Source organism: Enterobacter cloacae complex sp. R_G8, from assembly GCF_024599795.1.
Taxonomy (GTDB): Bacteria; Pseudomonadota; Gammaproteobacteria; order Enterobacterales; family Enterobacteriaceae; genus Enterobacter; species Enterobacter dissolvens.
The window spans coordinates 4,566,655-4,590,425 of record NZ_CP102246.1 but is presented as its reverse complement, the minus strand read 5'-3'; the positions used below and the strand labels follow the sequence as shown (position 1 = coordinate 4,590,425).

The window sequence follows — 23,771 nt, the reverse complement described above, 5'->3', positions numbered from 1 at the left end:
TCTTAACAAATATTCAAATAGTAGCGCAGTGGTGAATCGCGCCAGCAATATACGGATTTACCTGAAATGCGTTTCACACCCGCTAACATGTGAGTAAAATGTGCGCCACATTGAAGAAGGATAGTGACGTATGCGCATTCATATATTGGGGATTTGTGGCACTTTCATGGGCGGACTGGCAATGCTGGCGCGCTCGCTGGGCCATGAAGTGACAGGTTCGGACGCCAATGTGTATCCGCCGATGAGCACGCTTCTGGAGAAACAGGGCATCTCTCTGATTCAGGGTTATGATGCCAGCCAGCTGGATCCCGAGCCGGATCTGGTGATCATTGGCAACGCCATGACGCGGGGTAATCCGTGCGTTGAGGCGGTACTGGAACGCAATATTCCGTTCATGTCTGGCCCACAGTGGCTGCATGATTTCGTCCTGCGCGACCGTTGGGTTGTCGCCGTGGCCGGTACGCACGGCAAAACCACCACCGCCGGTATGGCGACCTGGATCCTCGAAGCCTGTGGTTACAAGCCGGGCTTTGTGATCGGCGGCGTTCCGGGTAACTTCGACGTGTCTGCGCGTCTCGGTGACAGTCCGTTCTTTGTGATCGAAGCCGATGAGTACGACTGTGCGTTCTTCGACAAGCGCTCCAAGTTCGTACACTACTGCCCGCGCACGCTGATCCTCAACAACCTTGAGTTCGATCATGCGGATATCTTTGACGACCTGAAAGCCATTCAGAAACAGTTCCACCACCTGGTGCGCATCGTTCCGGGCCAGGGCCGTATTATCCTGCCGGAGAACGACATCAATCTTAAGCAGACCATGGCGATGGGCTGCTGGAGCGAGCAGGAGCTGGTGGGTGAGCAGGGCCACTGGCAGGCGAAAAAACGCAACGTGGATGCCTCGGAGTGGGAAGTGTGGCTCGACGGCGAGAAAGTGGGTGAGGTGAAGTGGGGCCTGGTTGGCGAACACAACATGCACAACGGCCTGATGGCGATCGCGGCCGCACGCCATGTGGGTGTTCAGCCTGCGGATGCGGCGAATGCACTGGGCTCGTTTATCAATGCCCGTCGCCGTCTGGAGTTGCGCGGTGAAGCCCACGGCGTGACGGTGTATGACGATTTCGCACATCACCCAACCGCTATTCTGGCAACACTTGCAGCGTTACGCGGCAAGGTCGGCGGTACCGCGCGTATTCTGGCGGTGCTGGAGCCACGCTCTAACACCATGAAAATGGGCATCTGCAAAGACGATCTCGCGCCTTCCTTAGGACGTGCTGACGAAGTCTTCCTGCTGCAGCCACAGCATATTCCATGGCAGGTAGCTGAAGTGGCCGATGCCTGCATTCAGCCTGCGCACTGGAGTGCGGATGTTGATGCTTTGGCGGATATGGTGGTGAAAGCCGCTCAGCCGGGTGACCATATTCTGGTGATGAGTAACGGCGGTTTTGGTGGGATCCATCAGAAGCTGCTGGACGGTCTGGCGAAAAAGGCCGAGGCTGCAGAGTAAAAAAAGCCCGGTGGCGCTAGCGCTTACCGGGCCTCTATTCTCTCTTCTCCCTCTCCCCTTTGGGGAGAGGGTCAGGGTGAGGGGAAAGGATTACTCTTCGTTCTCAGACAGCTCACGCAGATACTGGAAAATCAGGCGCGCGGACTTCGGCGGCTTATTCCCTTCTTTCTCTTTCTTCGCGTTACGGATCAAGGAACGCAGCTGCTGGCGGTCGGCATCCGGCCACAGGTTCAGGACTTCCGGTACCGCATCATCACCCTGTTCAATCAGACGATCGCGGATCTGCTCCAGCTTGTGGAACAGCGCAACCTGCTGGTTGTGGCGGTTTTTCAGTTTATCCAGCGCCTGGCGGATCGGATCGACGTCGCGCTGACGCAGCATTTTACCGATAAGCTGAAGCTGGCGACGACGGCCTTCTTTTTTGATTTTCTGTGCCAGTTCAATGGCATCACGCAGATCCTGGTCGAGCGGGATCTTATCCAGCGCGTTTTTACCCAGTTCCACCATTTCTGCGCCAAGCTGTTTTAACTCTTCGGCGTCGCGTTTAATTTCACTTTTACTGACCCAGATGATCTCATCATCTTCGTCTTCGATGTCATCACCGGGAACGTCGTCGAGCCAGTCTTCGGGCTGCTTAGTCATGTCAGGCTCCTTAAAAAAAGAGGCTAATGTTACCAGTTAAGACGCGCACTGAAAAACGGTTCTCTGTTAGACTTCAGTTAACTCTCTCTTACAGTATGGCATTTGCGATGAAAGTAACCTCACAAGTTGAAGCGCAGCGTAAGATTCTGGAAGAAGCCGTCTCCACCGCGCTGACGCTCGCTTCAGGTAAATCAGATGGCGCCGAAGTGGCGGTCAGCAAAACCACCGGCATTAGCGTGAGCACCCGCTATGGCGAAGTGGAGAATGTAGAATTTAACAGCGATGGGGCGCTGGGGATCACGGTCTATCACCAGAATCGCAAAGGCAGCGCGTCGTCTACCGATCTCAGCCCCGATGCCATTGCCCGTACGGTGCAGGCGGCGCTGGATATTGCGCGTTACACCTCCCCGGATCCTTACGCTGGCGTGGCGGATAAAGATCTGCTGGCGTTTGACGCCCCGGATCTCGATCTTTTCCACCCGGCGGAAGTCACCCCGGATGAAGCCATCGAGCTGGCCGCGCGTGCCGAGCAGGCGTCTTTGCAGGCGGATAAACGCATCACCAATACCGAAGGCGGCAGTTTCAACAGCCATTACGGCATCAAAGTCTTCGGCAACTCGCATGGCATGCTGCAGGGCTACTGCTCAACCCGTCACTCGCTCTCCAGCTGCGTGATCGCCGAAGAGAACGGCGATATGGAGCGGGATTACGCGTACACCATCGGCCGTGCGCTGGGCGATTTGCAGTCGCCGGAGTGGGTGGGTAAAGCGTGTGCCGAGCGCACGCTGTCTCGCCTGTCGCCGCGTAAGCTCTCCACCATGAAAGCCCCGGTCATTTTTGCCAATGAAGTGGCGACCGGTCTGTTTGGTCATCTGGTGGGGGCGATTGCCGGGGGATCGGTTTACCGTAAATCGACGTTCCTGCTCGACTCACTGGGCAAACAGATCCTGCCCGAATGGCTGACCATTGAAGAGCACCCGCATCTGCTGAAAGGGCTGGCCTCCACGCCATTCGACAGCGAAGGCGTGCGCACGGAACGCCGTGATATCGTCAAAGACGGTGTGCTGACCCAGTGGCTGCTGACCAACTACTCCGCGCGCAAGCTTGGGCTGAAAAGTACCGGGCATGCAGGCGGCATTCATAACTGGCGGATTGCCGGACAGGGCCTGAACTTTGAGCAGATGCTTAAAGAGATGGGCACCGGTCTGGTCGTCACAGAACTGATGGGCCAGGGCGTGAGCGGCATCACCGGGGATTATTCTCGCGGGGCTGCGGGTTTCTGGGTCGAAAACGGCGAAATTCAGTATCCGGTAAGCGAAATTACCATTGCCGGCAACCTGAAGGACATGTGGCGCAATATCGTTACGGTCGGTAACGATATTGAAACACGTAGCAATATACAGTGTGGTTCTGTATTACTGCCGGAAATGAAAATCGCCGGACAATAGAGATAGCGTTTTGTTAATAATAAAAAAGGAAGTGAGCAATGCGTAAACACCTGTTAGCGATCGTCGCGGCTTCAACGCTGGTTCTTGGCTCTTCTGCGTTTGCTGCCGATCTTGAAGATAACATGGATATCCTCAGTGAAAACCTGAAGGTCGTTCAGAAGACGGACAATGCGGCGGAAATGAAAGGCGCTTTGACCAAAATGCGTGAAGCGGCGCTGGACGCGCAAAAAGCGACACCGCCAAAGCTGGAAAGCAAAGCGGCAGACAGCGCAGAGATGAAAGACTACCGCCACGGTTTTGACGTGCTGGTTGGTCAGATTGACGGCGCGCTGAAGCTCGCTAACGAAGGCAAAGTGAAGGAAGCCCAGGCGGCAGCCGACCAGTTTGTCGCGACGCGTAACACGTATCACAAAAAGTATCGTTAATTGGGTGCCTGAGCTGTACGTCCTTTCCCGTATGCGGGGGCGCAGTTAGCGCCCCCGCATCTTTGCTCCCTACTGGCCGGAGCGACACTCCATCCGCGCTGTCACTTCGAGCGAGCCGTTTCGAAAACGGATCTCGCACAGTGTTTTCCTCGTCACCAGCGTTAAGATGATTATCGTCAAAGCAATAATCATCAAAACCCGGATAATTGGGGATTGGCGTTTCATGGATGCCTCCTTGCTGTAAAGCGGGCGAGGTAGCGAACTCCACGGTCCGACGTGTCGTTTCGAGCCCCCGCCCTGATTTTTTATCAGGCGGGGCTTTCCACTTTCCGTCCCATGCCTGAGACGGTCAGTCTCAAGCACCCGCCGCCACTCTAGCGAATCCCCATAAGAAAACCTTATCCACGTCACATTTCTACGAGTCGGCTCGTAATCTTTTCCGCTTCGCTCTCCCCATATTTGCCGTCAGATAACGTGATATTCATCACGCAAATACAGCGATTTATCCAGATTCAGCCTATTTATGTGGCACAGATCACTGCTGCGGCTCGCCTTTCCACTTCGAAGTGGAAAACAACTCGCTACAAACCCTTCATCGCCAACGTTAGTTTTATTCCAGAGCCATTAACGGGGTAAGACCAGTGAGTAACGGAGCGGTAATGAACGACGTTGGGGATCAGGCGGAGCAAACAGAAAAGCTCGCGAACACCATGCTGCAGCAGGTTTACGCCCTGCTGGCCCGGCACAACATCATCCCCAATGCAGTACAGGAACAGATGCTCACCTCCCATGTCCGCGCGATGGCGCACCGGTCCGTGACCGGCGAGCCGCTGCCGGAAGTGGAGGCAGAGCTGTTCGACGAAATTTCACCGGATTCAATGCGGCTCGCCCGTGAAGTGGTAGCGCAGTTTGGCAACCTTCCTGACGAAGAAGCCTGGCTGCTCTCCGTTCACTTTGAAGTCGCGAAAGACAACCTTTAAGGAGCAACACATGGAACAGATTACAGTCGTGATTGGCGATCGCCTGGGTAAAGGCCAGAAAGTGGCTGCCGGTGTGGAAAAAGCGGGTGGACGTGCGGTTGTCGTGCCGGGTATGGCGGCAGATATGAAACTCGGCGACGTCATGAAAGCGGAAAACGCCACCTTCGGCATCTCCTTCTGCGGCAGCGGCGGCGCGGGTGCCATCACGGCGCAAACCAAATATGGCTACAAAGCGAAATACGGCATGCGCTCCGTGGATGAGGGGGTGACCGCCATCAACGAAGGCTGCAACGTGCTGGGCTTTGGCTTTATGGATAAAGAAGAGCTGGGTGAGCGTCTGGTGCAGGCGTGGCAGAAGAAGCACGGCGCATAAGCATGAAAGAACAGTTCACAACCACGGTGAGAGTGAAGGGGAAGGGCGACGCCAAAGCGCGCGCCTTTGCCGACGCGCTCAACCACGTTCAGGCCGCGGTGATGAAAGCCTCACCGCATATCTTACTGCGTATTGAGCCACAGGATGTGCAGGTCGTTCAGGCGCAAGAAGCGGTGCGTAAAGAAGCCTTTCTGTTCTTCTTTTTGCGCCGGGAAAGACGCACCTACAGCGTGGAGCTGGATGTGACCGTCAACGTGACCGCCATCAATCTTGACCAGGTGGATTTCGTCACGCAACGCTGATTATTCATAAAAGGGCAGACTGATGTTCTTAATTATATTAATAAAATCGCTCATCATTGGCGGCCTGGTGGGCGTCGGTGTGGGGGCCGGGGCTGCACGCATGTTTCATGCGCCTACCACTCAGGGGATGGGCGCGTTTCGTACGTTGGGGGAACTGAACTCCTGCGAAGGGGACCCAGCGTCTCACTTCTCCTTTGGGTTAGGCTTCTTCTTTAACGCCTGGGCCTCTTCCGTGGCCGCAGGGGCTTTCACACAGGACGTTGACCACCGCATCATCCCAAACTGGGGTGCCGCAGCCTTGATGATCAAAAACCGTAACGTCGGCGAAACGCTGCACGATCCCCGCAAAATGGCGATTGCCTGCGGCATCATCGGCATGATTGTCGTCACCTTCCTTAACCTGACTGCCTCCTCCGTGCCGGCCGCGCTGCAGGTCACCGCCGTGAAGGTACTGGTACCGGCGGCAAACCTGCTGGTCAACACCGTGATGCCGGTGATCTTCTGGCTGGCGGCCATCGACGCGGGTAAAAAATCGGGTTTCTGGGCCACCATCTTTGGCGGCGCGGCGCAGTTGATTATGGGCAACGCCGTACCGGGCCTGGTACTGGGGATCCTGATCGGTAAAGGCGTGGAAGAGAGCGGCTGGAACCACGTCACCAGGGTGATGATGGCGGCTATCGTTCTGCTGTTCGTGCTGAGCGGCTTCTTCCGCGGCTTCGACATGAAGATGATCGAATCCTTCCATCTGACCGTGCCGAACTGGCTCGATATGATCCACAACTCGCTCAGCGGTAAATAACAGGAGCCTCTGAATGGAACAGAATAAAGGTTTTTGGTATGCCGACTGGTCGTTCCCGATCTTCGTTGGCCTGCTCTCCTCCGGCGTATTTGCCGGGACGCACATGTACTACCTCTACGGCATCGGCGCGTTTAACGAAGTGGCCTTCGTGGCGATGCTGAAGGCGGGAATTGATACCGGTGTATACGGCGCGGTGGCGGCGTTCGGCGCGAGCTTCCTGTTCGCACGCATCATCGAAGGATCGCTGGTAGGGATCCTCGACATCGGCGGGGCGATCCAGACCGGCGTGGGTCTTGGTGTGCCGGCACTGCTGTTGGGTGCGGGGATCATGTTCCCGGTGACCAACTTCATTGCCTCGCTCATTACCGGCCTGGTGATTGGTCTGGCGATCGGCTACGTCATCATCCTGGCGCGTAAGTTCACCATCAACCAGAGCAACTCCACCTACGGGGCGGACGTGATGATGGGCGCGGGCAATGCCTCCGGTCGTTTTCTGGGTCCGTTGATTATCCTCAGCGCCATGACCGCTTCCATTCCGATTGGCGTCGGTTCCCTGCTGGGCGCGCTGCTGTTCTACATCTGGCAGAAGCCGATCACCGGCGGTGCCATCCTTGGCGCCATGATTTTAGGCTGGCTGTTCCCGGTCGCCCTTTAATACCTGCGGGCGCGCTGGCGCCCGCCTTATCAGGAGAACCCCATGTTTGATTTACTCCTGCGCCGTGCGCGCCTTAGCGACGATACCCTGACCGATATCGCCATTCTGGACGGGAAAATTGCCGCAACAGGCGACATAGACGCTCCCGCCCGCAAAACGGTGGAGCTGAACGGTGACGTGTTCGTCAGCGCAGGCTGGATCGACTCCCACGTCCACTGCTACCCGAACTCCCCCATTTACCACGACGAACCGGACAGCGTGGGTATCGCTACCGGCGTCACCACCGTAGTGGATGCGGGCAGTACCGGTGCCGATGACGTGGATGATTTCTATGACATTACCCGCAAGGCCTCAACCGAGGTCTTTGCCCTGCTGAATATCTCCCGCGTGGGGCTGATTGCCCAGAACGAGCTGGCCAATATGGTGAATATTGATGCCGATGCCGTGAAGCAGGCGGTGAAACGCCATCCTGACTTTATCGTCGGGCTGAAAGCGCGCATGAGCAGCAGCGTGGTGGGTGAAAACGGTATTACGCCGCTGGAGCGTGCGAAAGCCATTCAGAAAGAGAACGGCGACCTGCCGCTGATGGTGCACATTGGCAATAACCCGCCGAATCTGGATGAAATTGCCGAGCTGCTGAGCTCGGGCGACATCATTACCCACTGCTACAACGGCAAGCCAAACCGCATTCTGACGCCTTCCGGCGAACTGCGCGCCTCCATTGCCTCTGCCCTGAAACGCGGCGTGCGGCTGGACGTCGGTCACGGTACGGCGAGCTTCAGCTTTGAAGTGGCGAAACGCGCTATCGCGATGGGCATTCTGCCGCACACCATCAGCTCGGATATCTACTGCCGCAACCGCATCAATGGCCCGGTGGGCTCGCTGGCAAGCGTGATGTCGAAATTCCTCGCCATCGGCATGTCATTGCCGCAGGTGATTGATTGCGTCACCGCCAACGCCGCCGACGGCCTGCGCCTGTCGCGCAAAGGGCGTATCGAACCCGGCCTCGACGCCGACCTGACGCTGTTCACCCTTAAACGCCAGCCAACGCTGCTGGTGGATGCTGAAAACGACAGCCTGCAGGCTGAACATATTCTGGTGCCGCTTGCCGCGATCCGCGCGGGCAAGGGCTACATGACCGAACAAGGGAGCACGGAACATGCCTTCGATTTATGAGAAGTACCACTTAAAGCAAGTCATCAACACCTCTGGCCGCATGACGGCGCTGGGTGTCTCCACGCCACGCCCGGAAGTGGTGCAGGCGGCGATGGACGGCATGAATCACTATTTCGAGATGAAGGATCTGGTCAACAAAACCGGGGAATACATCGCGAAGCTGCTGGAGGTGGAAGGGGCGACGGTGGTCTCCTGCGCATCCGCGGGCATCGCCCAGTCCGTGGCGGCGGTGCTGGTGAAAGACAGCGACTGGCTGCTGGAAAACCTGCACGTCACTCCAGTTGAGAACAACGAAATCGTTCTACCGAAAGGCCACAACGTTAACTTTGGCGCGCCGGTGGGCACCATGGTGGCGCTGGGCGGCGGCAAGCTGGTGGAAGCGGGTTACGCTAACGAATGCTCAGCCGATCAGCTGGCGGCGGCGATCACCCCGCGCACGGCGGCGATCCTCTATATCAAATCGCACCACTGCGTGCAGAAAAGCATGCTCAGCGTTGAGCAGGCCGCGGTTGTGGCGCGCAAACACGATCTGCCCCTGATCGTCGATGCCGCAGCGGAAGAAGATCTGCATACCTATTACCGCTCCGGTGCCGACCTGGTGATCTACAGCGGCGCGAAGGCAATTGAAGGGCCAACCAGCGGGCTGGTGATCGGCAAAACCCAGTACGTTGAGTGGGTGAAGCGCCAGACGGCGGGCATTGGCCGCGCCATGAAGGTGGGTAAAGAGGGGATCCTCGGTCTGACCTGCGCCATCGAACACTACCTGACGGCGACCAAAGAGAGTGGGACGGAGATGGTGGCGAAGATGACACCGTTTATCGATGCGCTCAACACCCTTAACGGCGTCACCGCGCGCGTGGTCTGGGACAGTGCCGGTCGCGATATCGCGCGCACCGAGATTAAGTTTGACGAAGCCGTAACCGGCATCGGCACCGGCGAGCTGGTGAATGCCCTGAAGCAGGGCGAATACGCCATTTATTTCCGCGGCTACAAGGCCAACGAAGGGATTATCGAAGCGGACGTGCGCAGCGTGAACGCTGAGCAGTTGAACATTGTGTACCGCCGCATAAGCGAAGTGTTAGGACAGGAGAAAAAGGCATGAAACTGACCCCCAATTTTTACCGTGACCGCGTCTGCCTGAACGTGCTGGCAGGCTCAAAAGCGAATGCCAGCGCCATTTACGAGGCGGCGGAAGGTCATGTGCTGGTGGGCGTGCTCTCCAAAAATTACCCGGACGTGGCCAGTGCGGTTGCTGATATGCGTGAGTACGCGGCGCTGATTGATAACGCGCTCTCGGTAGGCCTGGGGGCGGGTGATCCGAACCAGTCGGCGATGGTGAGCGAAATCTCCCGTCAGGTGCAGCCGCAGCACGTTAACCAGGTTTTCACCGGCGTGGCCACCAGCCGTGCGCTGCTGGGGCAGAACGAATCGGTGGTCAACGGGCTGGTCTCGCCGACCGGCACCGTCGGGATGGTGAAAATCTCCACCGGCCCGCTGAGCAGCGCGGCACCGGACGGCATTGTGCCGGTTGAAACGGCGATCGCCCTGCTGAAAGACTTTGGCGGCAGTTCAGTCAAATACTTCCCGATGGGCGGTCTGAAGTGCCGTGACGAATACCAGGCCGTGGCGGAAGCCTGCGCCCGTCACGACTTCTGGCTGGAGCCGACCGGGGGTATCGATCTGGAAAACTACGAGGCGATCCTGCAGATCGCTCTGGACGCGGGCGTGAGCAAAATCATTCCGCATATTTACAGCTCGATTATCGACAAAGCCAGCGGCGATACGCGTCCGGATGATGTGCGTACGCTGCTTGCGATGACGAAGACGCTGGTGAAGTAAAAACTGCCCCTCACCCCGGCCCTCTCCCTTTGGGAGAGGATTAGGGTGAGGGGAAACACACCGCACCAACCTGAAGGAGCCACCATGCACACCCGTACCTTGCTTGTCGCTTCACTCTCTTTACTGGCTAACGCCGCTATCGCCCAGACGCAGTACGCCTGGGTCGGCACCTACAACCCCAACGGGGAAGGGCTGTACCGCTTTACTGTGGACCCGCACACCGGTGCGCTCAGCGATAAAATGCTGGTCAGCAAGCTACCGAATGCCGCGCAACTGACCGTCTCTCACGATGGCAAAATGCTGTATCTGGCAAGCGAAGTGGAGCAGGGCGTGGTGCAGGCGCTGCGTATTGGTGCCAGCGGCGAACTGAGCGAGCTGAATCAGATCTCCTCCGGTGGTGCGGGGCCGGTGTATCTGTCGCTCACGCCGAACGGGCGTCATCTGCTGGTGGCAAACTACGTAAGTGGATCGATCGCCGTGCTGTCGATCAAAGCCGATGGCAGCCTGGGTGACGCCACGGACAAACGTCAGGATCAGGGCGAACCGGGTGCGGCAAAACCGGAAGCCGCTGTGGAGGGCAGTTTTGCCATCAGCGATCATAATGGCCCCCATGCGCACATGATCGCCGCCGATCCGAGCGGGAAATATGTGTTTTCCACCGATCTGGGGCTGGATCGTATCTACCAGTACCGCTTTGACGATCGAACCGGCAAGCTGACGCCGAACGATCCGCCGTTTATCAGCGCCTCCTCAAAAGGGGCCGGGCCGCGGCACTTTGTCTTTACGCCGAAGGGGGATGCGCTGTGGCTGATTAATGAAGAGGCGTCAACGCTCACCCATTATACGCTGGACAGCAACGGCAGGCTGAAAGAGGGCAAAACGCTCTCCGCGCTGCCAGAAGGTTACAAAGGCACCAGTTTTGCGGCCGGGCTGGTGCTGAGCTCAGATGGTAAACAGCTGTATGTGGCTAACCGTTTGCATAACAGCATCGGGCACTTTACCGTAACAGCGGAGGGCACGCTGACGCATCAGGACGATGTCTGGACGCGTGGCGACTACCCGCGCACCCTGACGCTCGATAAACAGGGGCGCTGGCTGTACGTCATGAACCAGCGCAGCGACAACATTACCCGTTTCCGCGTCGGTCAGGACGGCAAGCTAAGCTTTGAGTCAGACTATACCCCGGTCGGCAGCCCATCCCAGATGGTCATTTCACCCTGAGCAGTAAGAGGACAACGACGTGCGATTTCCGAACCAACGTTTAGCGCAACTTTTCGATCTGTTGCAAAACGAGACGCTGCCGCAGGACGAGCTGGCGCAGCGGCTGTCGGTCTCCACGCGAACCGTCCGGGCGGATATTTCCGCCCTGAACGCGCTGCTGGCAAGCCACGGCGCGCAGTTTATCCTTAGCCGTGGCAATGGCTACCAGCTCAAAATTGACGATGCGGTACGTTATCAGCAGCTACAGGCTTCCCACCCGCGCGCGCTGCGCATTCCCCGTACCGGGCCGGAGCGCGTGCATTATCTGGTGGTGCGTTTTCTCACCTCGGCGTTTTCACTCAAGCTGGAAGACCTGGCCGATGAGTGGTTCGTCAGCCGCGCCACGCTGCAGAGCGACATGGTGGAGGTGCGGGAGTGGTTCCACCGCTACAACCTGACGCTGGAAACGCGTCCACGCCACGGCATGAAGCTGTTTGGCAGTGAGATGGCGACCCGCGCCTGTCTGACCGATCTGCTCTGGGAGCTGGCCCAGCAGGACAGCCTGAACCCGCTGGTGACCGACGTGGCGCTCAATGCCGGAGTAGCAGAGCAGATGGTGCCCGTACTGCACGAGGCGCTGACGCGGCATCACATCCGCCTGACCGACGAAGGCGAGCTGTTCCTGCGACTCTACTGCGCGGTGTCGGTTCGCCGCATCAGCGAGGGGTATCCGCTGCCGGAATTCCACGCCGAAGATGTGGAAGAGAACGTGCGTGACGCGGCGAAAGATATCGCGGTGACCATCCAGCAACTGGCGGGCAAAGCGCTTTCCCCTTCGGAAGAGAGCTGGCTATGCGTGCATATCGCCGCGCGGCAAATCCAGGATATCGCGCCGAGCGCCATCAATGCGGATGACGACGAAGCGCTGGTCAACTACATCCTGCGCTATATCAACACCCACTATAACTACAACCTGCTCAGCGACGAGCAGCTGCATGCGGATCTGCTTACCCATATCAAAACCATGATCACCCGCGTGCGGTATCAAATCATGATCCCGAATCCGCTGCTGGATAACATCAAGCAGCACTATCCGATGGCGTGGGATATGACGCTGGCGGCAGTCTCAAGCTGGGGCAAATACACGCCATATGTGATCAGCGAAAACGAGATTGGCTTCCTGGTGCTGCATATTGGCGTCGGGCTGGAGCGCCACTATAACATTGGCTACCAGCGCCAGCCGCGCGTGCTGCTGGTGTGCGATGCCGGTAATGCCATGGTGCGCATGATTGAGGCGGTGCTGCAGCGCAAATACCCGCAGATTGAGGTCACACGCACGCTTACGCTTCGCGAGTACGAGCAGACGGAATCCATTAGCGAAGACTTTGTGATCTCAACTGCCCGCGTCAGTGAAAAGTCAAAGCCGGTGGTGATGATTGCCCCGTTCCCGACGGACTACCAGCTGGAGCAGATTGGCAAGCTGGTGCTGGTGGACAGAACCCGTCCGTGGATGCTGGATAAATACTTCGATGCCGCGCATTTCCGCATTCTCAACGCCCCTGTGGACCAGCAAACGCTGTTCCGCGAGCTCTGCGTCCAGCTTGAAGAGGAGGGCTTTGTCGGGGCGGAGTTCCTCGACTCGGTCGTTGAACGTGAAGCCATCGTCAGCACCATGCTCGGCGACGGCATCGCGCTGCCGCACTCACTGGGTCTGCTGGCACATAAAACGGTGGTCTATACCGTGCTCGCCCCGCACGGCGTCCAGTGGGGCGACGAAACCGCCCACGTCATCTTCCTGCTCGCCATCAGCAAAAGCGAATACGAAGAGGCGATGGCGATCTACGATATTTTCGTCACCTTCCTGCGCGAGCGTGCGATGTCACGGCTCTGTAGCTGCGGTGATTTTGCCGGGTTTAAGGCAGTGGCGATGGAGAGTTTGAGCCGGTTTTGAAAAGAGGGCGGATAGAGGATATCCGCCGTCGATCACCGTAGATGATGCACAACCTGGTTACTGCTGCCGCGCCAGATAAGCGCCGGGTCTTTTAAATCCTGCACAAATTTGCCGTCAACCAGCACGTTAATCAGATCCACCACTTCCCTTTGCTGAGCATTCAGTTCATCCAGCTTATAGCCCGTCCAGACCCAGATATCTTTTCCTGCGCACTCGCGGCGAATGCGTTTCACCAGCTTCAGGATCTCCGGCACGTTTTGCGGATGCAGCGGATCACCGCCGGAGAGCGAAATCCCCTGGCGTTTGATGCGGGTGTCGTTGAGATCGTTAATGATCCGGTCTTCCATCCCGGCGGTAAACGGCATGCCGGAATTGAGGCGCCAGGTACTTTTGTTGTAGCAACCAGGGCATTCGTGCACGCAGCCTGAGACAAAAAGAGTGCAGCGGGTGCCGGGGCCGTTAACGATGTCGACGGGGTAGTACTGGTGATAGTTCATAGTGTTAACCTGATGTGATGCCTTTAACCCTCACCCCGGTCCTCTCCCACGGGGAGAGGGCCAGGGTGAGGGGGAGAACACGGAACTTACCCGATCTGCCCATTCCCTAAATGCTTCACGCGGCGTTTCACCTCTTCCTGCTTGCCGGCGTTGAACGGACGCGCATCCGGGCTGCCAAGATAGCCGCACACGCGGCGGGTCACCGATACGCGGGCCGCATCGTGGTTGCCGCATTTCGGGCAGGTAAAGCCTTTACTGGTACACTCAAACTCGCCGGTAAAGCCGCACTCGTAGCACTCGTCGATAGGCGTGTTGGTGCCGTAATACGGCACGTGCTGATAGCTATAATCCCACACGTCTTCCAGCGCCTTCAGGTTGTGCTGGATGTTCGGATACTCGCCGTAGCAGATAAAGCCGCCGCTGGCGATAGGGGGATAGGCCGCTTCAAAGTCAATCTTGTCGTACGGGTTCACCTTTTTCTCCACGTCCAGGTGGAAGCTGTTGGTGTAGTAACCTTTGTCGGTCACCCCTTCCACAATACCGAACTCGGCGGTGTCCAGACGGCAGAATCGGTCGCACAGGTTTTCGCTCGGCGTGCTGTACAGGCTAAAGCCGTAGCCGGTCTCTTCTTTCCACTGGTCAACGGCATCGCGCAGACGCTGAACAATGGCGATGCCTTTCTCGCGCAGGGCGTCGCTGTCATACATATGCGTGTTACCAAACAGCGCGTTGATGGTTTCGTGAATGCCGATATAGCCCAGCGAGATCGACGCACGACCGTTTTTGAAGATCTCAGACACGTCGTCGTCCGCTTTCAGACGCACGCCGCAGGCCCCTTCCATATAGAGGATCGGCGCCACGCGCGCCTTGACTCCTTCCAGACGGGCGATGCGGGTCATCAGCGCTTTACGCGCCAGCTGTAAACGCTCATCCAGCAGCGTCCAGAAGGCCGCTTCATTCCCTTTGGCTTCCAGCGCGATGCGCGGCAGGTTCAGGCTGATCACACCCAGGTTGTTGCGGCCGTCATGCACCTGCTCACCGTTTTCGTCCTCATACACGCCAAGGAAGCTGCGGCAGCCCATCGGGGTTTTAAACGAACCGGTGACTTTCACCACCTGGTCGTAGTTCAGAATGTCCGGATACATGCGCTTGCTCGCGCACTCCAGCGCCAGCTGTTTAATGTCGTAGTTCGGGTCACCAAACTTATGGTTCAGGCCGTCGCGGATGGCGAACACCAGTTTCGGGAACACTGCCGTTTTGCGGTTTTTGCCAAGACCGGAGATACGGTTACGCAGAATAGACTGCTGAATCAGGCGCGATTCCCAGCTGGTTCCCAGACCAAAGCCGAACGTGACAAATGGCGTCTGACCATTAGCGGTATGCAGCGTGTTCACCTCGTACTCCAGCGACTGGAACGCGTCATAGCACTCTTTCTCGGTGCGGGAATGGGCGTAGCCGTCGGCATCGGGGATCTGCCACTCTTCCGCCGTTTTACGGTGCTTTTTAAAGCTGGCGGTAACAAACGGGGCCAGCACTTCATCAATGCGGTTAATGGTGGTGCCGCCGTAAATGTGGCTCGCGACCTGGGCGATAATCTGCGCCGTGACGGCCGTCGCCGTGGAGATAGACTTCGGCGGCTCAATCTCGGCGTTACCCATTTTAAAACCGTGGGTCAGCATGCCTTTCAGGTCGATCAGCATGCAGTTGAACATCGGGAAGAACGGCGAGTAGTCGAGATCATGGTAGTGGATCTCACCGCGCTCGTGCGCCGACACCACGTCGCGCGGCAGCAGATGCTGACGGGCATAGTGTTTGGCGACAATACCGGCCAGCAGGTCGCGCTGGGTCGGGATCACTTTACTGTCTTTATTGGCGTTTTCATTGAGCAGGGCGGAGTTGGTCTGTTCGACCAGGCCCCGGATCTCCTGATTCAGGCGGCCGCGCTTCTCACGCTGGACGTCGCGGTCGTGGCGGTACTCAATATAAGCGCGCGCTAACTGCTTGTAAGGACCAGACATCAGCTGGTTCTCAACCGCAGTCTGGATCTCGCTGATATCCACCTGGCTGCGTTCGTTCATCTGGCGGCTAACGACGTCTGCGACGGTGGCGCAGTAATCTGCGTCATCGACTCCCGCTGCTTTCGCTGCACGCAGAATGGCTTCCTGAATGCGCTCTGATTTAAACGGCACTTTACAGCCATCACGTTTCATCACATGCGGTGTCATGATCACTCCATTTTAAAAACAGGTTATCCACAGAGGTGGGGAAGTATGCACCGGATGGATTATCAGCCAGCCCAATGACTTCCCGCGTTCCCGACCCTTGTTATCCACAATTCCGGAGAGCGGAGTCGCCGTCTTGTTGTTGGAATAGTAGACGATAAATACAAGATGTTGGGTCGGTCAGCATTTTAAGTTCTATATATAGTGATTTGCATCAAACATGTTTGCGATTTTTTTGATTCAGAACAAAGTAAAAAGACGAGAGTACACACGGCGGGCGCTGGAGCGAATGTAAATCCGCAAAGGAAAAATCTGATTAATTATTCAACAAAAACAGTAAAGTACACCGGGCGCTGCTGTTGCGCCCGGCGGGAGATTACGCCTGTAGCCACCAGACGGCTTCAAACGGACGTAGCGTGGTGGGGTGGGGGGCCGGGTAGTTACTCATGAGGGCTTGCCACTCACCGCTGAGAACGTCTGATTCCCATTCATGAGACTGATGGCTGAGGTTAGCCACCACCACCAGGGTTTGCCCCTGCCACTGGCGGCGATAACACCACAGGGACGGATGTTCCGGCAGCAGATCCTGATAATCGCCCCACGTCAGCACCGGCAGGGTTTTGCGCAGGCGAATCAGCGACTGGTAGGAATAAAACACCGAATCAGGATCGTCCAGCGCCGCGCGGGCGTTGACCGTCTCGTAGTTGTCGCAGACGCCAATCCACGGCTCACCTTCGGTAAAGCCCGCATTGTGCGAGGCATCCCACTGCATCGGCGTGCGCCCGTTATCACGCGACTTACTCGCCAGAATCGCCAGTAATTCGTTCGGATCGCGGCCGTTAGCCCGCAGTTCGGCGAACATGTTCAGGCTTTCCACGTCGCGGTAATCGGTGATGCGGCTGAAGTGCGGGTTGGTCATGCCAAGCTCTTCACCCTGATAGATATACGGCGTGCCCTGCATCCCGTGCAGCACCATGCCCAGCATTTTCGCTGCCGGTACGCGGTGTTCGCCTTCATCGCCAAAGCGCGACACAATGCGCGGCTGATCGTGGTTACACCAGAACAGCGCGTTCCACGCTTTGTTATGCATCCCCTGCTGCCAGTGGTTGAAGAGCGTTTTCAGCGCTACGAAATCCGGTTTTGCCAGCGTCCATTTTTCGCCGCCGGGGTAATCCACCTTCAGATGATGGAAGTTAAAGGTCATCGACAGTTCGCGCCCGTCGAGAGACGCATACTGCTGGCAGTTCTCCAGCGAGGTGGAGGACATCTCGCCCACCGTCATCAGATTACGCGGCGTAAAGACGTCGCGGCTCATCTCCTGGAGATATTCATGAATGCGCGGCCCGTCAGTGTAGAAGCGGCGACCGTCGCCAATATCGTCATTCGGGAAAGCCTGATCTTTCGAAATCAGGTTAATCACATCCAGACGCAGGCCGTCCACGCCGCGATCGGCCCAGAACTCGCACACCTTTTTCAGCTCGGCGCGCACGGCCGGATTCTCCCAGTTGAGATCCGCCTGCTCCGGGGCGAAGAGGTGCAGATAATACTGCTCGCTCTCGGCGTGCCAGCGCCAGGCGTTGCCGCCGAATTTGGAGCGCCAGTTGTTGGGAAGCTGCTCCGGCGTGCCATCGCGCCAGATATAAAACTGGCGGTACGGGCTGGCTTTATTCAGTGATTTACGGAACCAGGCGTGCTGGGTTGACGTGTGGTTAAACACCATATCCAGCACGATGCGAATGCCGCGTTCATGCGCCTGGGCGACCAGCTCGTCAAAGTCATCCAGCGTGCCGTACGCCGGGTCGATGGCGGTGTAATTCGCCACGTCGTAGCCATTATCCACCTGCGGGGAGATGTAAAACGGCGTCAGCCAGATGGCGTCAATACCCAGGGTTTTCAGGTAGTCCAGCCGCTGCGTCACGCCGCGCAAATCGCCGGTGCCGCTGCCGGTCGTGTCCTGAAAACTTTTTGGGTAAATCTGATAGATGACGCCGTTCTGCCACCAGTGAGGAAGGGTATTCATAATGCGTTCCTGCAAATGCGAAGGGGCGCAACTGCGCCCCGAAAGATGAAGTTAAACAATCTGCAGCGCGCCCTGACGGAACTTACGCTGGTAAACCACGGTGGTGAGCGCCATAGGGACGATGATCGCGATGGCCATCGCCAGGGCAAAAACCTGCCAGAAAGTAGGCTGAATGGAGAGAATACCCGGCAGGCCACCGACGCCGATGCCGTTCGCCATCACGCCGTTGAGACCACACACGAGACCCGCCAGACCCGAGCCGATCATGGCGCAGAGCATCGGGAAGCGGTATTTCAGGTTGATACCGTACATCGCCGGTTCGGTAACGCCGAGATACGCGGAGATGGCGGCCGGAACGGAAATTTCACGCTCGTTATGCTTACGGCTGACCAGAATAATGCCCGTTACGGCAGATGCCTGAGCGATGTTAGACAGCGCGATAATCGGCCAGACCGGCGTGCCGCCAAGGCTCTGGATCATCTGCATATCAATCGCCAGCGTGGTCTGGTGTACGCCGGTGATCACCAGCGGGGCGTACAGGAAGCCGAACAGCGCGGCACCAATCGGCGCGAAGCTGCCGGTCATCAGGTGACGGACGGCAAAGGCCACGCCGTCGCCGATCATGCGGCCAAACGGACCGATAAAGGCGTGCGCCAGGAACACCGCCAGGATCAGCGAGCAGACCGGCACCACCACCAGATAGAGGTAATCCGGCACAATCCGTTTCAGGCGCGTCTCAATAAAGCCCAGCGCCAGACCCGCCAGCAGTGCCGGGATCACCTGCGCCTGATAGCCCACTTTGGCGATGGTGAACAGGCCAAAGTTCCACACTTCCGGCGCCTGCTGACCAAGTAAGTAAGCGTTCATTAACTGCGGAGAGACCAGCGTTACGCCGAGTACGATACCCAGAATCGGGGTACCGCCCATTTTGCGTACGGCGGACCAGCAAATCCCCACCGGCAGATAGAAGAAGATCGCTTCACCAATCAGCCACAGGAAGTCGTAAATGGTTTTCAGCGCCGGGTACATCTGCGCCAGGGTTTTGCCGTCGCTCATCGGCACATCACCGATGACGTTACGGAAGCCTAAAATTAAGCCCCCGCTGATCAGCGCCGGCAGCAGCGGGAAGAAGATCTCTGCGAAGTGGGAGATAAGCTGCTCGTGCCATTTCATATTCTGGCGCGCGGCCTTTTTAGCCTGCTCTTTATCCGCCGCGCTGTGCCCGGTAGTGGCAAGCAGAGCCTGATAGTAATCGCCCACTTCGGTACCAATAACCACCTGGAACTGCCCGGCGTTGGTGAAGCAGCCTTTCACCATCGAAAGCGCTTCAATCGCTTTCGGATCGGCTTTAGCCGGATCGTTCAGCACGAAGCGCAGGCGGGTAATGCAATGGCTGACCGTCGCGATGTTTTCGCGACCGCCCACCAGGACGATCAGCTGATCGATATCTGCTTGTTTGACTTTACTCATCATGAAACCTCATGACAGATGGGAAGGGTGTAATGACCTGAGCGCAAGCCTACTCCTTCAGCGGGACGGCGAAAATGGGAACGTTCCCGAAATCGGGCGAAGATCACAATAAACCGATTTATGGCGGTTATGAAAGGTGGGCGGGAATGACGATTTGGCGGGGCTCTGCGCGCCCGTTGATCTGCTCAATCAGCTGTGCGGCGGCCTGACGGCCGGACTCGGCGTAGCCCGGATCGACGGTGATGATCTCCGGGTGCAGGAACTTCATCAGCGGGGTACTGCCTACGCTGGCGACCTGCAGCTCGTCGATGCGCTGTTCCTGTAAATATTTACTCGCACCCAGCGCCAGGGTATCGGTCGCGCACACCAGCGCGGTGGTCTGCGGGGTCAGCACGCTGGCGACCTGCTCATAGCCCTGCTTCATACCAAGCCCGGGCAGGGAGGCCACGGCAGAGAGGTTGTGCTTTTTGCAAAACGCCAGATAGGCTTCATGACGGCGTTTGCCGGTGGTGACGTCCGCGTGCGGTACGCCAAGATAGCTGATATGGCGATGGCCTTTTTCGTACAGGCGCTGCATCAGGGTAATAATCGCCCCTTCATCGTCATAGCAGACGGACGCAAAGCCGTGGGCATCGCGTGCCAGCAAGACCAGCGAGGGTTGCCAGGGTTTGAGCATCTCCTCTTTAATGCCGGTAAAGCCAAACAGCACCACGCCGTCGATGTTGCGTCGCTCAAGCATCCCCAGATGCTCTTCCACCAGCTGTGGCGAGAACTGGCTCTCCATCATGATCGGATCGTAACCCTGCTCATAGAAGGCGGGCAGCATGGTCTGTACGGCGAGGTTTTCTGACAGGGAATCCAGACGCGAGACAATAATGGCGACCACTTTATCGCTCTGTCCGCGCATGGCGCGTGCGGAACGGGAAGGGGAAAATCCGTGCTGATTCATCACCGCCTCGACGCGCTCGCGCGTGCGTTCACTGACACCGCTCTCGTTGTTCAGCACGCGCGATACGGTGGATTTCCCCACGCCGCTTAAACGCGCAATGTCTTTAATCGTAAGGCGGTTTTGCATGCTGTATTCCCTGTAACAACGATAACGGTGTCAAATGAGCCTAATGCTATAGCGCTAATTCGCTATGGGCAAAGTCTGGTTTACGTTCGGTTTATTTGAGGGTGGGTATAATACCGCCCGACGCGCTGCTTAGGGTACGGTTAAATCCTTATACTGCGCGGCGTAACCCTTATTTTTACTTACCGGAGGCGACATGGATCCCGATCCCACACCTCTCCTGACCAGGAGACCCCCTTCTTTCCGGTAAGCCAGCCTTGTGCTGTCTCACCGGTGATGTGAGGCAGCAACGTTCTGAACGTTCCTGCTTGAAAATTTAAGTGCCTGTCAGGTACGGCTTTGCCACGCCTGCAGGAAAGACTGCGTCCGCCCAGGCGGATGCGGGGGAATGACTATGTTTAAAAATATCACCCGGCAGCTACAGGCGCTGCTGAGCCGCCACCTGCCACACCGTCTGGTTCAGCGCGATCCGCTGCCAAACGGCAAAAATTTCTCCGGCGCCACTATTCCCGCCAGCCTGACCGAGCGCTGCCTCAACGTGGCGGCGATGGATGAGAACGAAGTCTGGCGCGCCTTTAACGGACACCCGGAAGGGCTGAATGCGGCTGAAGTGCAAAAAATCCGGGCCGTGCATGGCGACAACCTCATCCCGGCGCAAAAGCCTGCGCCGTGGTGGGTGCATTTGTGGATCTGCTACCGCAATCCCTTCAACCTGCTGCTGACCGTGCTGGGCATTATCTCTTACGCCACTGAAGATCTGTTTGCCGCGGGCGTTATCGCCCTGATGGTGGGGATCTCCACGCTGCTGAACTTTATTCAGGAAGCGCGCTCCACCAAAGCGGCGGATGCCCTGAAAGCGATGGTCAGCAACACCGCGACCGTGTCGCGCGTGATTAACGATCTGGGTGAAAACGCCTGGGTCGAACTGCCCATCGACCAGCTGGTGCCGGGCGATCTGGTGAAGCTCGCCGCCGGGGATATGATCCCGGCGGATTTACGCATCATCCAGGCACGCGATCTGTTCGTGGCCCAGGCCTCGCTCACCGGGGAGTCCCTGCCGGTAGAAAAGGTGGCGCGAACTCGCGATCCGCAGCAGATGAACCCGCTTGAGTGCGACACCCTGTGCTTTATGGGCACCACGGTGGTTAGCGGCACGGCGCAGGCGATTGTCACCGCCACCGGCGGCAATACCTGGTTTGGTCAGCTTGCCGGACGTGTGACAGAGCAGGAGAGCGAGCCGAATGCGTTCCAGAAAGGGATTGGCCGCGTCAGCATGCTGCTGATCCGCTTTATGATGGTGATGACGCCGATTGTGCTGCTGATCAACGGCTACACCAAAGGCGACTGGTGGGAAGCCGCGCTGTTTGCGCTCTCCGTTGCTGTGGGCTTAACGCCGGAAATGCTGCCGATGATTGTCACCTCCACCCTGGCGCGCGGGGCGGTGAAGTTGTCAAAACAGAAGGTGATCGTTAAACACCTCGACGCCATTCAGAACTTTGGCGCGATGGACATTCTCTGCACCGACAAAACCGGCACGCTGACGCAGGATAAAATCGTGCTGGAGAACCACACCGATATCGCCGGTAAAACCAGCGAACGCGTGCTGCACAGCGCCTGGCTGAACAGCCACTACCAGACCGGGCTGAAAAACCTGCTCGATGTCGCGGTGCTGGAAGGGGTGGATGAAGAGTCTGCCCGCTCACTTTCTGGCCGCTGGCAGAAGGTGGATGAGATCCCGTTCGATTTTGAGCGCCGCCGGATGTCGGTGGTGGTCAGCGAGCAGCCGGATGTGCACCAGCTGATCTGCAAAGGCGCGTTGCAGGAGATCCTCAATGTTTCCACCCAGGTGCGCTACAACGGCGACATCGTGCCGCTGGACGACACCATGCTGCGCCGCATCAAACGCGTCACGGATAACCTGAACCGTCAGGGGCTGCGGGTGGTGGCGGTGGCGAGCAAATTCCTGCCTGCGCGCGAGGGGGACTATCAGCGTATCGACGAATCCGATCTGATCCTCGAGGGTTATATCGCATTCCTCGATCCGCCGAAAGAGACCACCGCTCCGGCGCTTAAAGCGCTGAAGGCCAGCGGGATCACCGTGAAAATCCTTACCGGCGACAGCGAGCTGGTGGCCGCCAAAGTGTGCCACGACGTGGGGCTGGACGCGGGTGACGTGGTGGTAGGCAGCGATATCGAACACCTCAGTGACGACGAGCTGGCTCAGCTTGCCCGGCACACCACGCTGTTTGCCCGCCTGACGCCGATGCACAAAGAGCGTATCGTCACCCTGCTGCGTCGCGAGGGGCACGTGGTGGGCTTTATGGGCGACGGCATCAACGACGCGCCCGCGCTGCGTGCGGCGGATATCGGTATCTCCGTGGACGGGGCGGTGGACATCGCCCGCGAAGCGGCAGACATCATCCTGCTGGAAAAGAGCCTGATGGTGCTGGAAGAGGGGGTGATCGAAGGGCGTCGGACCTTTGCCAACATGCTGAAATACATCAAAATGACCGCCAGCTCCAACTTCGGTAACGTCTTCAGCGTGCTGGTGGCGAGCGCGTTTCTGCCGTTCCTGCCGATGCTGCCGCTGCATCTGCTGATCCAGAACCTGATGTACGATGTCTCTCAGGTCGCCATCCCGTTTGATAACGTCGATGACGAGCAGATCCAGAAGCCGCAGCGCTGGAACCCGGCGGATCTGGGGCGTTTTATGCTCTTCTTTGGCCCGATCAGCTCCATCTTTGACATTCTGACCTTCTGCCTGATGTGGTTTGTGTTCCACGCCAATACGCCGGAACATCAGACCCTGTTCCAGTCCGGCTGGTTCGTGGTGGGGCTGCTGTCGCAAACGCTGATTGTGCATATGATCCGCACCCGTCGTATTCCGTTCATCCAGAGCCGTGCCGCCTGGCCGCTGATTGTGATGACGGGGATTGTGATGGCGCTGGGTATCGCGCTGCCGTTCTCACCGTTGGCCAGCTACCTGCAGCTGCAGGCCTTACCGCTGAGCTACTTCCCATGGCTGGTGGTGATCCTCGCGGGCTATATGGTGCTGACGCAGATGGTGAAAGGGTTTTATGCGCGTCGGTATGGGTGGCAGTAAAAACATACCCTCTCCCCTTTGGGGAGAGGGGACTGGCTTTCCTCTCAAATTCAACAACCTGTGATCGCCGTCGGCGCATTCGCTTGACGACAA

General features: G+C 57.8%; 21 protein-coding genes. 14 read left to right on the top strand and 7 right to left on the bottom strand.

Annotated elements, in window-relative coordinates; all coding sequences use genetic code 11:
• Positions 1 to 130: 130 nt before the first annotated feature.
• A complete protein-coding gene (gene mpl / locus NQ842_RS21670; protein ID WP_153908230.1) occupies positions 131 to 1,504 on the top strand; it encodes a UDP-N-acetylmuramate:L-alanyl-gamma-D-glutamyl-meso-diaminopimelate ligase in 1,374 nt (457 codons plus the stop codon).
• A 90-nt stretch (positions 1,505 to 1,594) separates the two neighbouring features.
• Here the strand turns inward: mpl and yjgA are convergent, their stop codons facing one another.
• Positions 1,595 to 2,146, bottom strand: coding sequence for a ribosome biogenesis factor YjgA (gene yjgA / locus NQ842_RS21665; protein ID WP_008501414.1), 552 nt, complete (start codon positions 2,144 to 2,146; stop codon positions 1,595 to 1,597).
• A 95-nt stretch (positions 2,147 to 2,241) separates the two neighbouring features.
• Between yjgA and pmbA the strand changes: the two genes are divergently transcribed.
• Both pmbA and cybC read left to right on the top strand, forming a co-directional pair.
• Entirely contained in the window at positions 2,242 to 3,594 is a 1,353-nt protein-coding gene (gene pmbA / locus NQ842_RS21660) for a metalloprotease PmbA (protein WP_043951560.1), read from the top strand.
• Positions 3,595 to 3,632: 38 nt separating this feature from the next.
• Positions 3,633 to 4,019 carry a cytochrome b562 gene (gene cybC, locus NQ842_RS21655; RefSeq protein WP_014830441.1) on the top strand — a complete coding sequence of 129 codons (387 nt, stop codon included), beginning with the start codon at positions 3,633 to 3,635 and terminating at the stop codon, positions 4,017 to 4,019.
• Between the two features lie 69 nt (positions 4,020 to 4,088).
• Here the strand turns inward: cybC and NQ842_RS21650 are convergent, their stop codons facing one another.
• Complete coding sequence (locus NQ842_RS21650) at positions 4,089 to 4,211, bottom strand: Hok/Gef family protein (protein WP_128569378.1); 123 nt, start codon at positions 4,209 to 4,211, stop codon at positions 4,089 to 4,091.
• 449 nt (positions 4,212 to 4,660) lie between these two features.
• Between NQ842_RS21650 and NQ842_RS21645 the strand changes: the two genes are divergently transcribed.
• From NQ842_RS21645 to NQ842_RS21600, 10 genes are all read left to right on the top strand, one after another.
• A complete protein-coding gene (locus NQ842_RS21645) occupies positions 4,661 to 4,999 on the top strand; it encodes a glycine dehydrogenase (protein WP_028027887.1) in 339 nt (112 codons plus the stop codon).
• A 10-nt stretch (positions 5,000 to 5,009) separates the two neighbouring features.
• Positions 5,010 to 5,372: an SFCGS family glycine-rich protein gene (locus NQ842_RS21640; protein ID WP_006179053.1), complete on the top strand. Its 363-nt coding sequence runs from the start codon at positions 5,010 to 5,012 to the stop codon at positions 5,370 to 5,372.
• A 2-nt stretch (positions 5,373 to 5,374) separates the two neighbouring features.
• Complete coding sequence (locus tag NQ842_RS21635) at positions 5,375 to 5,674, top strand: DUF4312 family protein (RefSeq protein ID WP_006810338.1); 300 nt, start codon at positions 5,375 to 5,377, stop codon at positions 5,672 to 5,674.
• A 22-nt stretch (positions 5,675 to 5,696) separates the two neighbouring features.
• The gene (locus NQ842_RS21630) at positions 5,697 to 6,473 is read left to right on the top strand and encodes a DUF4311 domain-containing protein (RefSeq protein ID WP_050859678.1); all 777 of its coding nucleotides are present in this window, start codon (positions 5,697 to 5,699) and stop codon (positions 6,471 to 6,473) included.
• Positions 6,474 to 6,486: 13 nt separating this feature from the next.
• On the top strand, positions 6,487 to 7,128 hold the full coding sequence (locus NQ842_RS21625) for a DUF4310 family protein (RefSeq protein ID WP_013095350.1): 642 nt from the start codon (positions 6,487 to 6,489) through the stop codon (positions 7,126 to 7,128).
• 42 nt (positions 7,129 to 7,170) lie between these two features.
• Positions 7,171 to 8,304: an amidohydrolase/deacetylase family metallohydrolase gene (locus tag NQ842_RS21620; RefSeq protein ID WP_257256318.1), complete on the top strand. Its 1,134-nt coding sequence runs from the start codon at positions 7,171 to 7,173 to the stop codon at positions 8,302 to 8,304.
• Positions 8,288 to 9,406, top strand: coding sequence for a DgaE family pyridoxal phosphate-dependent ammonia lyase (locus tag NQ842_RS21615; protein ID WP_257256317.1), 1,119 nt, complete (start codon positions 8,288 to 8,290; stop codon positions 9,404 to 9,406). Before NQ842_RS21620 ends, NQ842_RS21615 begins: the two co-directional genes overlap by 17 nt.
• The gene (locus tag NQ842_RS21610; RefSeq protein WP_014830446.1) at positions 9,403 to 10,143 is read left to right on the top strand and encodes a KDGP aldolase family protein; all 741 of its coding nucleotides are present in this window, start codon (positions 9,403 to 9,405) and stop codon (positions 10,141 to 10,143) included. The genes NQ842_RS21615 and NQ842_RS21610 overlap by 4 nt, the downstream gene beginning before the upstream one ends.
• An 84-nt stretch (positions 10,144 to 10,227) precedes the next feature.
• Positions 10,228 to 11,364, top strand: a complete 1,137-nt coding sequence (locus NQ842_RS21605) for a lactonase family protein (protein WP_194516750.1) — start codon at positions 10,228 to 10,230, stop codon at positions 11,362 to 11,364.
• A gap of 19 nt (positions 11,365 to 11,383) precedes the next feature.
• A complete protein-coding gene (locus NQ842_RS21600; RefSeq protein ID WP_257256316.1) occupies positions 11,384 to 13,294 on the top strand; it encodes a transcription antiterminator in 1,911 nt (636 codons plus the stop codon).
• A gap of 32 nt (positions 13,295 to 13,326) precedes the next feature.
• On the opposite strand, the gene nrdG is transcribed toward NQ842_RS21600, so the two are convergent.
• The 5 genes from nrdG to treR form a co-directional block, all read right to left on the bottom strand.
• Positions 13,327 to 13,791 carry an anaerobic ribonucleoside-triphosphate reductase-activating protein gene (nrdG, locus tag NQ842_RS21595; RefSeq protein WP_014830449.1) on the bottom strand — a complete coding sequence of 155 codons (465 nt, stop codon included), beginning with the start codon at positions 13,789 to 13,791 and terminating at the stop codon, positions 13,327 to 13,329.
• Between the two features lie 86 nt (positions 13,792 to 13,877).
• Entirely contained in the window at positions 13,878 to 16,016 is a 2,139-nt protein-coding gene (gene nrdD / locus NQ842_RS21590; protein ID WP_014830450.1) for an anaerobic ribonucleoside-triphosphate reductase, read from the bottom strand.
• A gap of 373 nt (positions 16,017 to 16,389) precedes the next feature.
• Entirely contained in the window at positions 16,390 to 18,033 is a 1,644-nt protein-coding gene (gene treC / locus NQ842_RS21585; protein WP_257256315.1) for an alpha,alpha-phosphotrehalase, read from the bottom strand.
• A 51-nt stretch (positions 18,034 to 18,084) separates the two neighbouring features.
• Complete coding sequence (treB, locus tag NQ842_RS21580; protein WP_096927904.1) at positions 18,085 to 19,503, bottom strand: PTS trehalose transporter subunit IIBC; 1,419 nt, start codon at positions 19,501 to 19,503, stop codon at positions 18,085 to 18,087.
• Positions 19,504 to 19,630: 127 nt separating this feature from the next.
• Entirely contained in the window at positions 19,631 to 20,578 is a 948-nt protein-coding gene (gene treR, locus NQ842_RS21575) for a trehalose operon repressor TreR (RefSeq protein ID WP_014830453.1), read from the bottom strand.
• Between the two features lie 391 nt (positions 20,579 to 20,969).
• Between treR and mgtA the strand changes: the two genes are divergently transcribed.
• A complete protein-coding gene (gene mgtA / locus NQ842_RS21570; RefSeq protein WP_257256314.1) occupies positions 20,970 to 23,678 on the top strand; it encodes a magnesium-translocating P-type ATPase in 2,709 nt (902 codons plus the stop codon).
• The last annotated feature ends 93 nt before the right edge of the window (positions 23,679 to 23,771 follow it).

Bases quoted from the DNA above. Each gene is read 5' to 3' on its own strand.
- NQ842_RS21630 (WP_050859678.1), top strand. From the start codon at position 5,697: ATGTTCTTAATTATATTAATAAAATCGCTCATCATTGGCGGCCTGGTG.
- mgtA (WP_257256314.1), top strand. From the start codon at position 20,970: ATGTTTAAAAATATCACCCGGCAGCTACAGGCGCTGCTGAGCCGCCAC.
- NQ842_RS21650 (WP_128569378.1), bottom strand. From the start codon at position 4,211: ATGATTATTGCTTTGACGATAATCATCTTAACGCTGGTGACGAGGAAA.
- nrdG (WP_014830449.1), bottom strand. From the start codon at position 13,791: ATGAACTATCACCAGTACTACCCCGTCGACATCGTTAACGGCCCCGGC.
- NQ842_RS21610 (WP_014830446.1), top strand. From the start codon at position 9,403: ATGAAACTGACCCCCAATTTTTACCGTGACCGCGTCTGCCTGAACGTG.
- cybC (WP_014830441.1), top strand. From the start codon at position 3,633: ATGCGTAAACACCTGTTAGCGATCGTCGCGGCTTCAACGCTGGTTCTT.
- nrdD (WP_014830450.1), bottom strand. From the start codon at position 16,016: ATGACACCGCATGTGATGAAACGTGATGGCTGTAAAGTGCCGTTTAAA.
- treC (WP_257256315.1), bottom strand. From the start codon at position 18,033: ATGAATACCCTTCCTCACTGGTGGCAGAACGGCGTCATCTATCAGATT.
- NQ842_RS21625 (WP_013095350.1), top strand. From the start codon at position 6,487: ATGGAACAGAATAAAGGTTTTTGGTATGCCGACTGGTCGTTCCCGATC.
- treB (WP_096927904.1), bottom strand. From the start codon at position 19,503: ATGAGTAAAGTCAAACAAGCAGATATCGATCAGCTGATCGTCCTGGTG.
- NQ842_RS21605 (WP_194516750.1), top strand. From the start codon at position 10,228: ATGCACACCCGTACCTTGCTTGTCGCTTCACTCTCTTTACTGGCTAAC.
- NQ842_RS21615 (WP_257256317.1), top strand. From the start codon at position 8,288: ATGCCTTCGATTTATGAGAAGTACCACTTAAAGCAAGTCATCAACACC.
- pmbA (WP_043951560.1), top strand. From the start codon at position 2,242: ATGGCATTTGCGATGAAAGTAACCTCACAAGTTGAAGCGCAGCGTAAG.
- mpl (WP_153908230.1), top strand. From the start codon at position 131: ATGCGCATTCATATATTGGGGATTTGTGGCACTTTCATGGGCGGACTG.
- NQ842_RS21635 (WP_006810338.1), top strand. From the start codon at position 5,375: ATGAAAGAACAGTTCACAACCACGGTGAGAGTGAAGGGGAAGGGCGAC.
- treR (WP_014830453.1), bottom strand. From the start codon at position 20,578: ATGCAAAACCGCCTTACGATTAAAGACATTGCGCGTTTAAGCGGCGTG.
- yjgA (WP_008501414.1), bottom strand. From the start codon at position 2,146: ATGACTAAGCAGCCCGAAGACTGGCTCGACGACGTTCCCGGTGATGAC.
- NQ842_RS21620 (WP_257256318.1), top strand. From the start codon at position 7,171: ATGTTTGATTTACTCCTGCGCCGTGCGCGCCTTAGCGACGATACCCTG.
- NQ842_RS21640 (WP_006179053.1), top strand. From the start codon at position 5,010: ATGGAACAGATTACAGTCGTGATTGGCGATCGCCTGGGTAAAGGCCAG.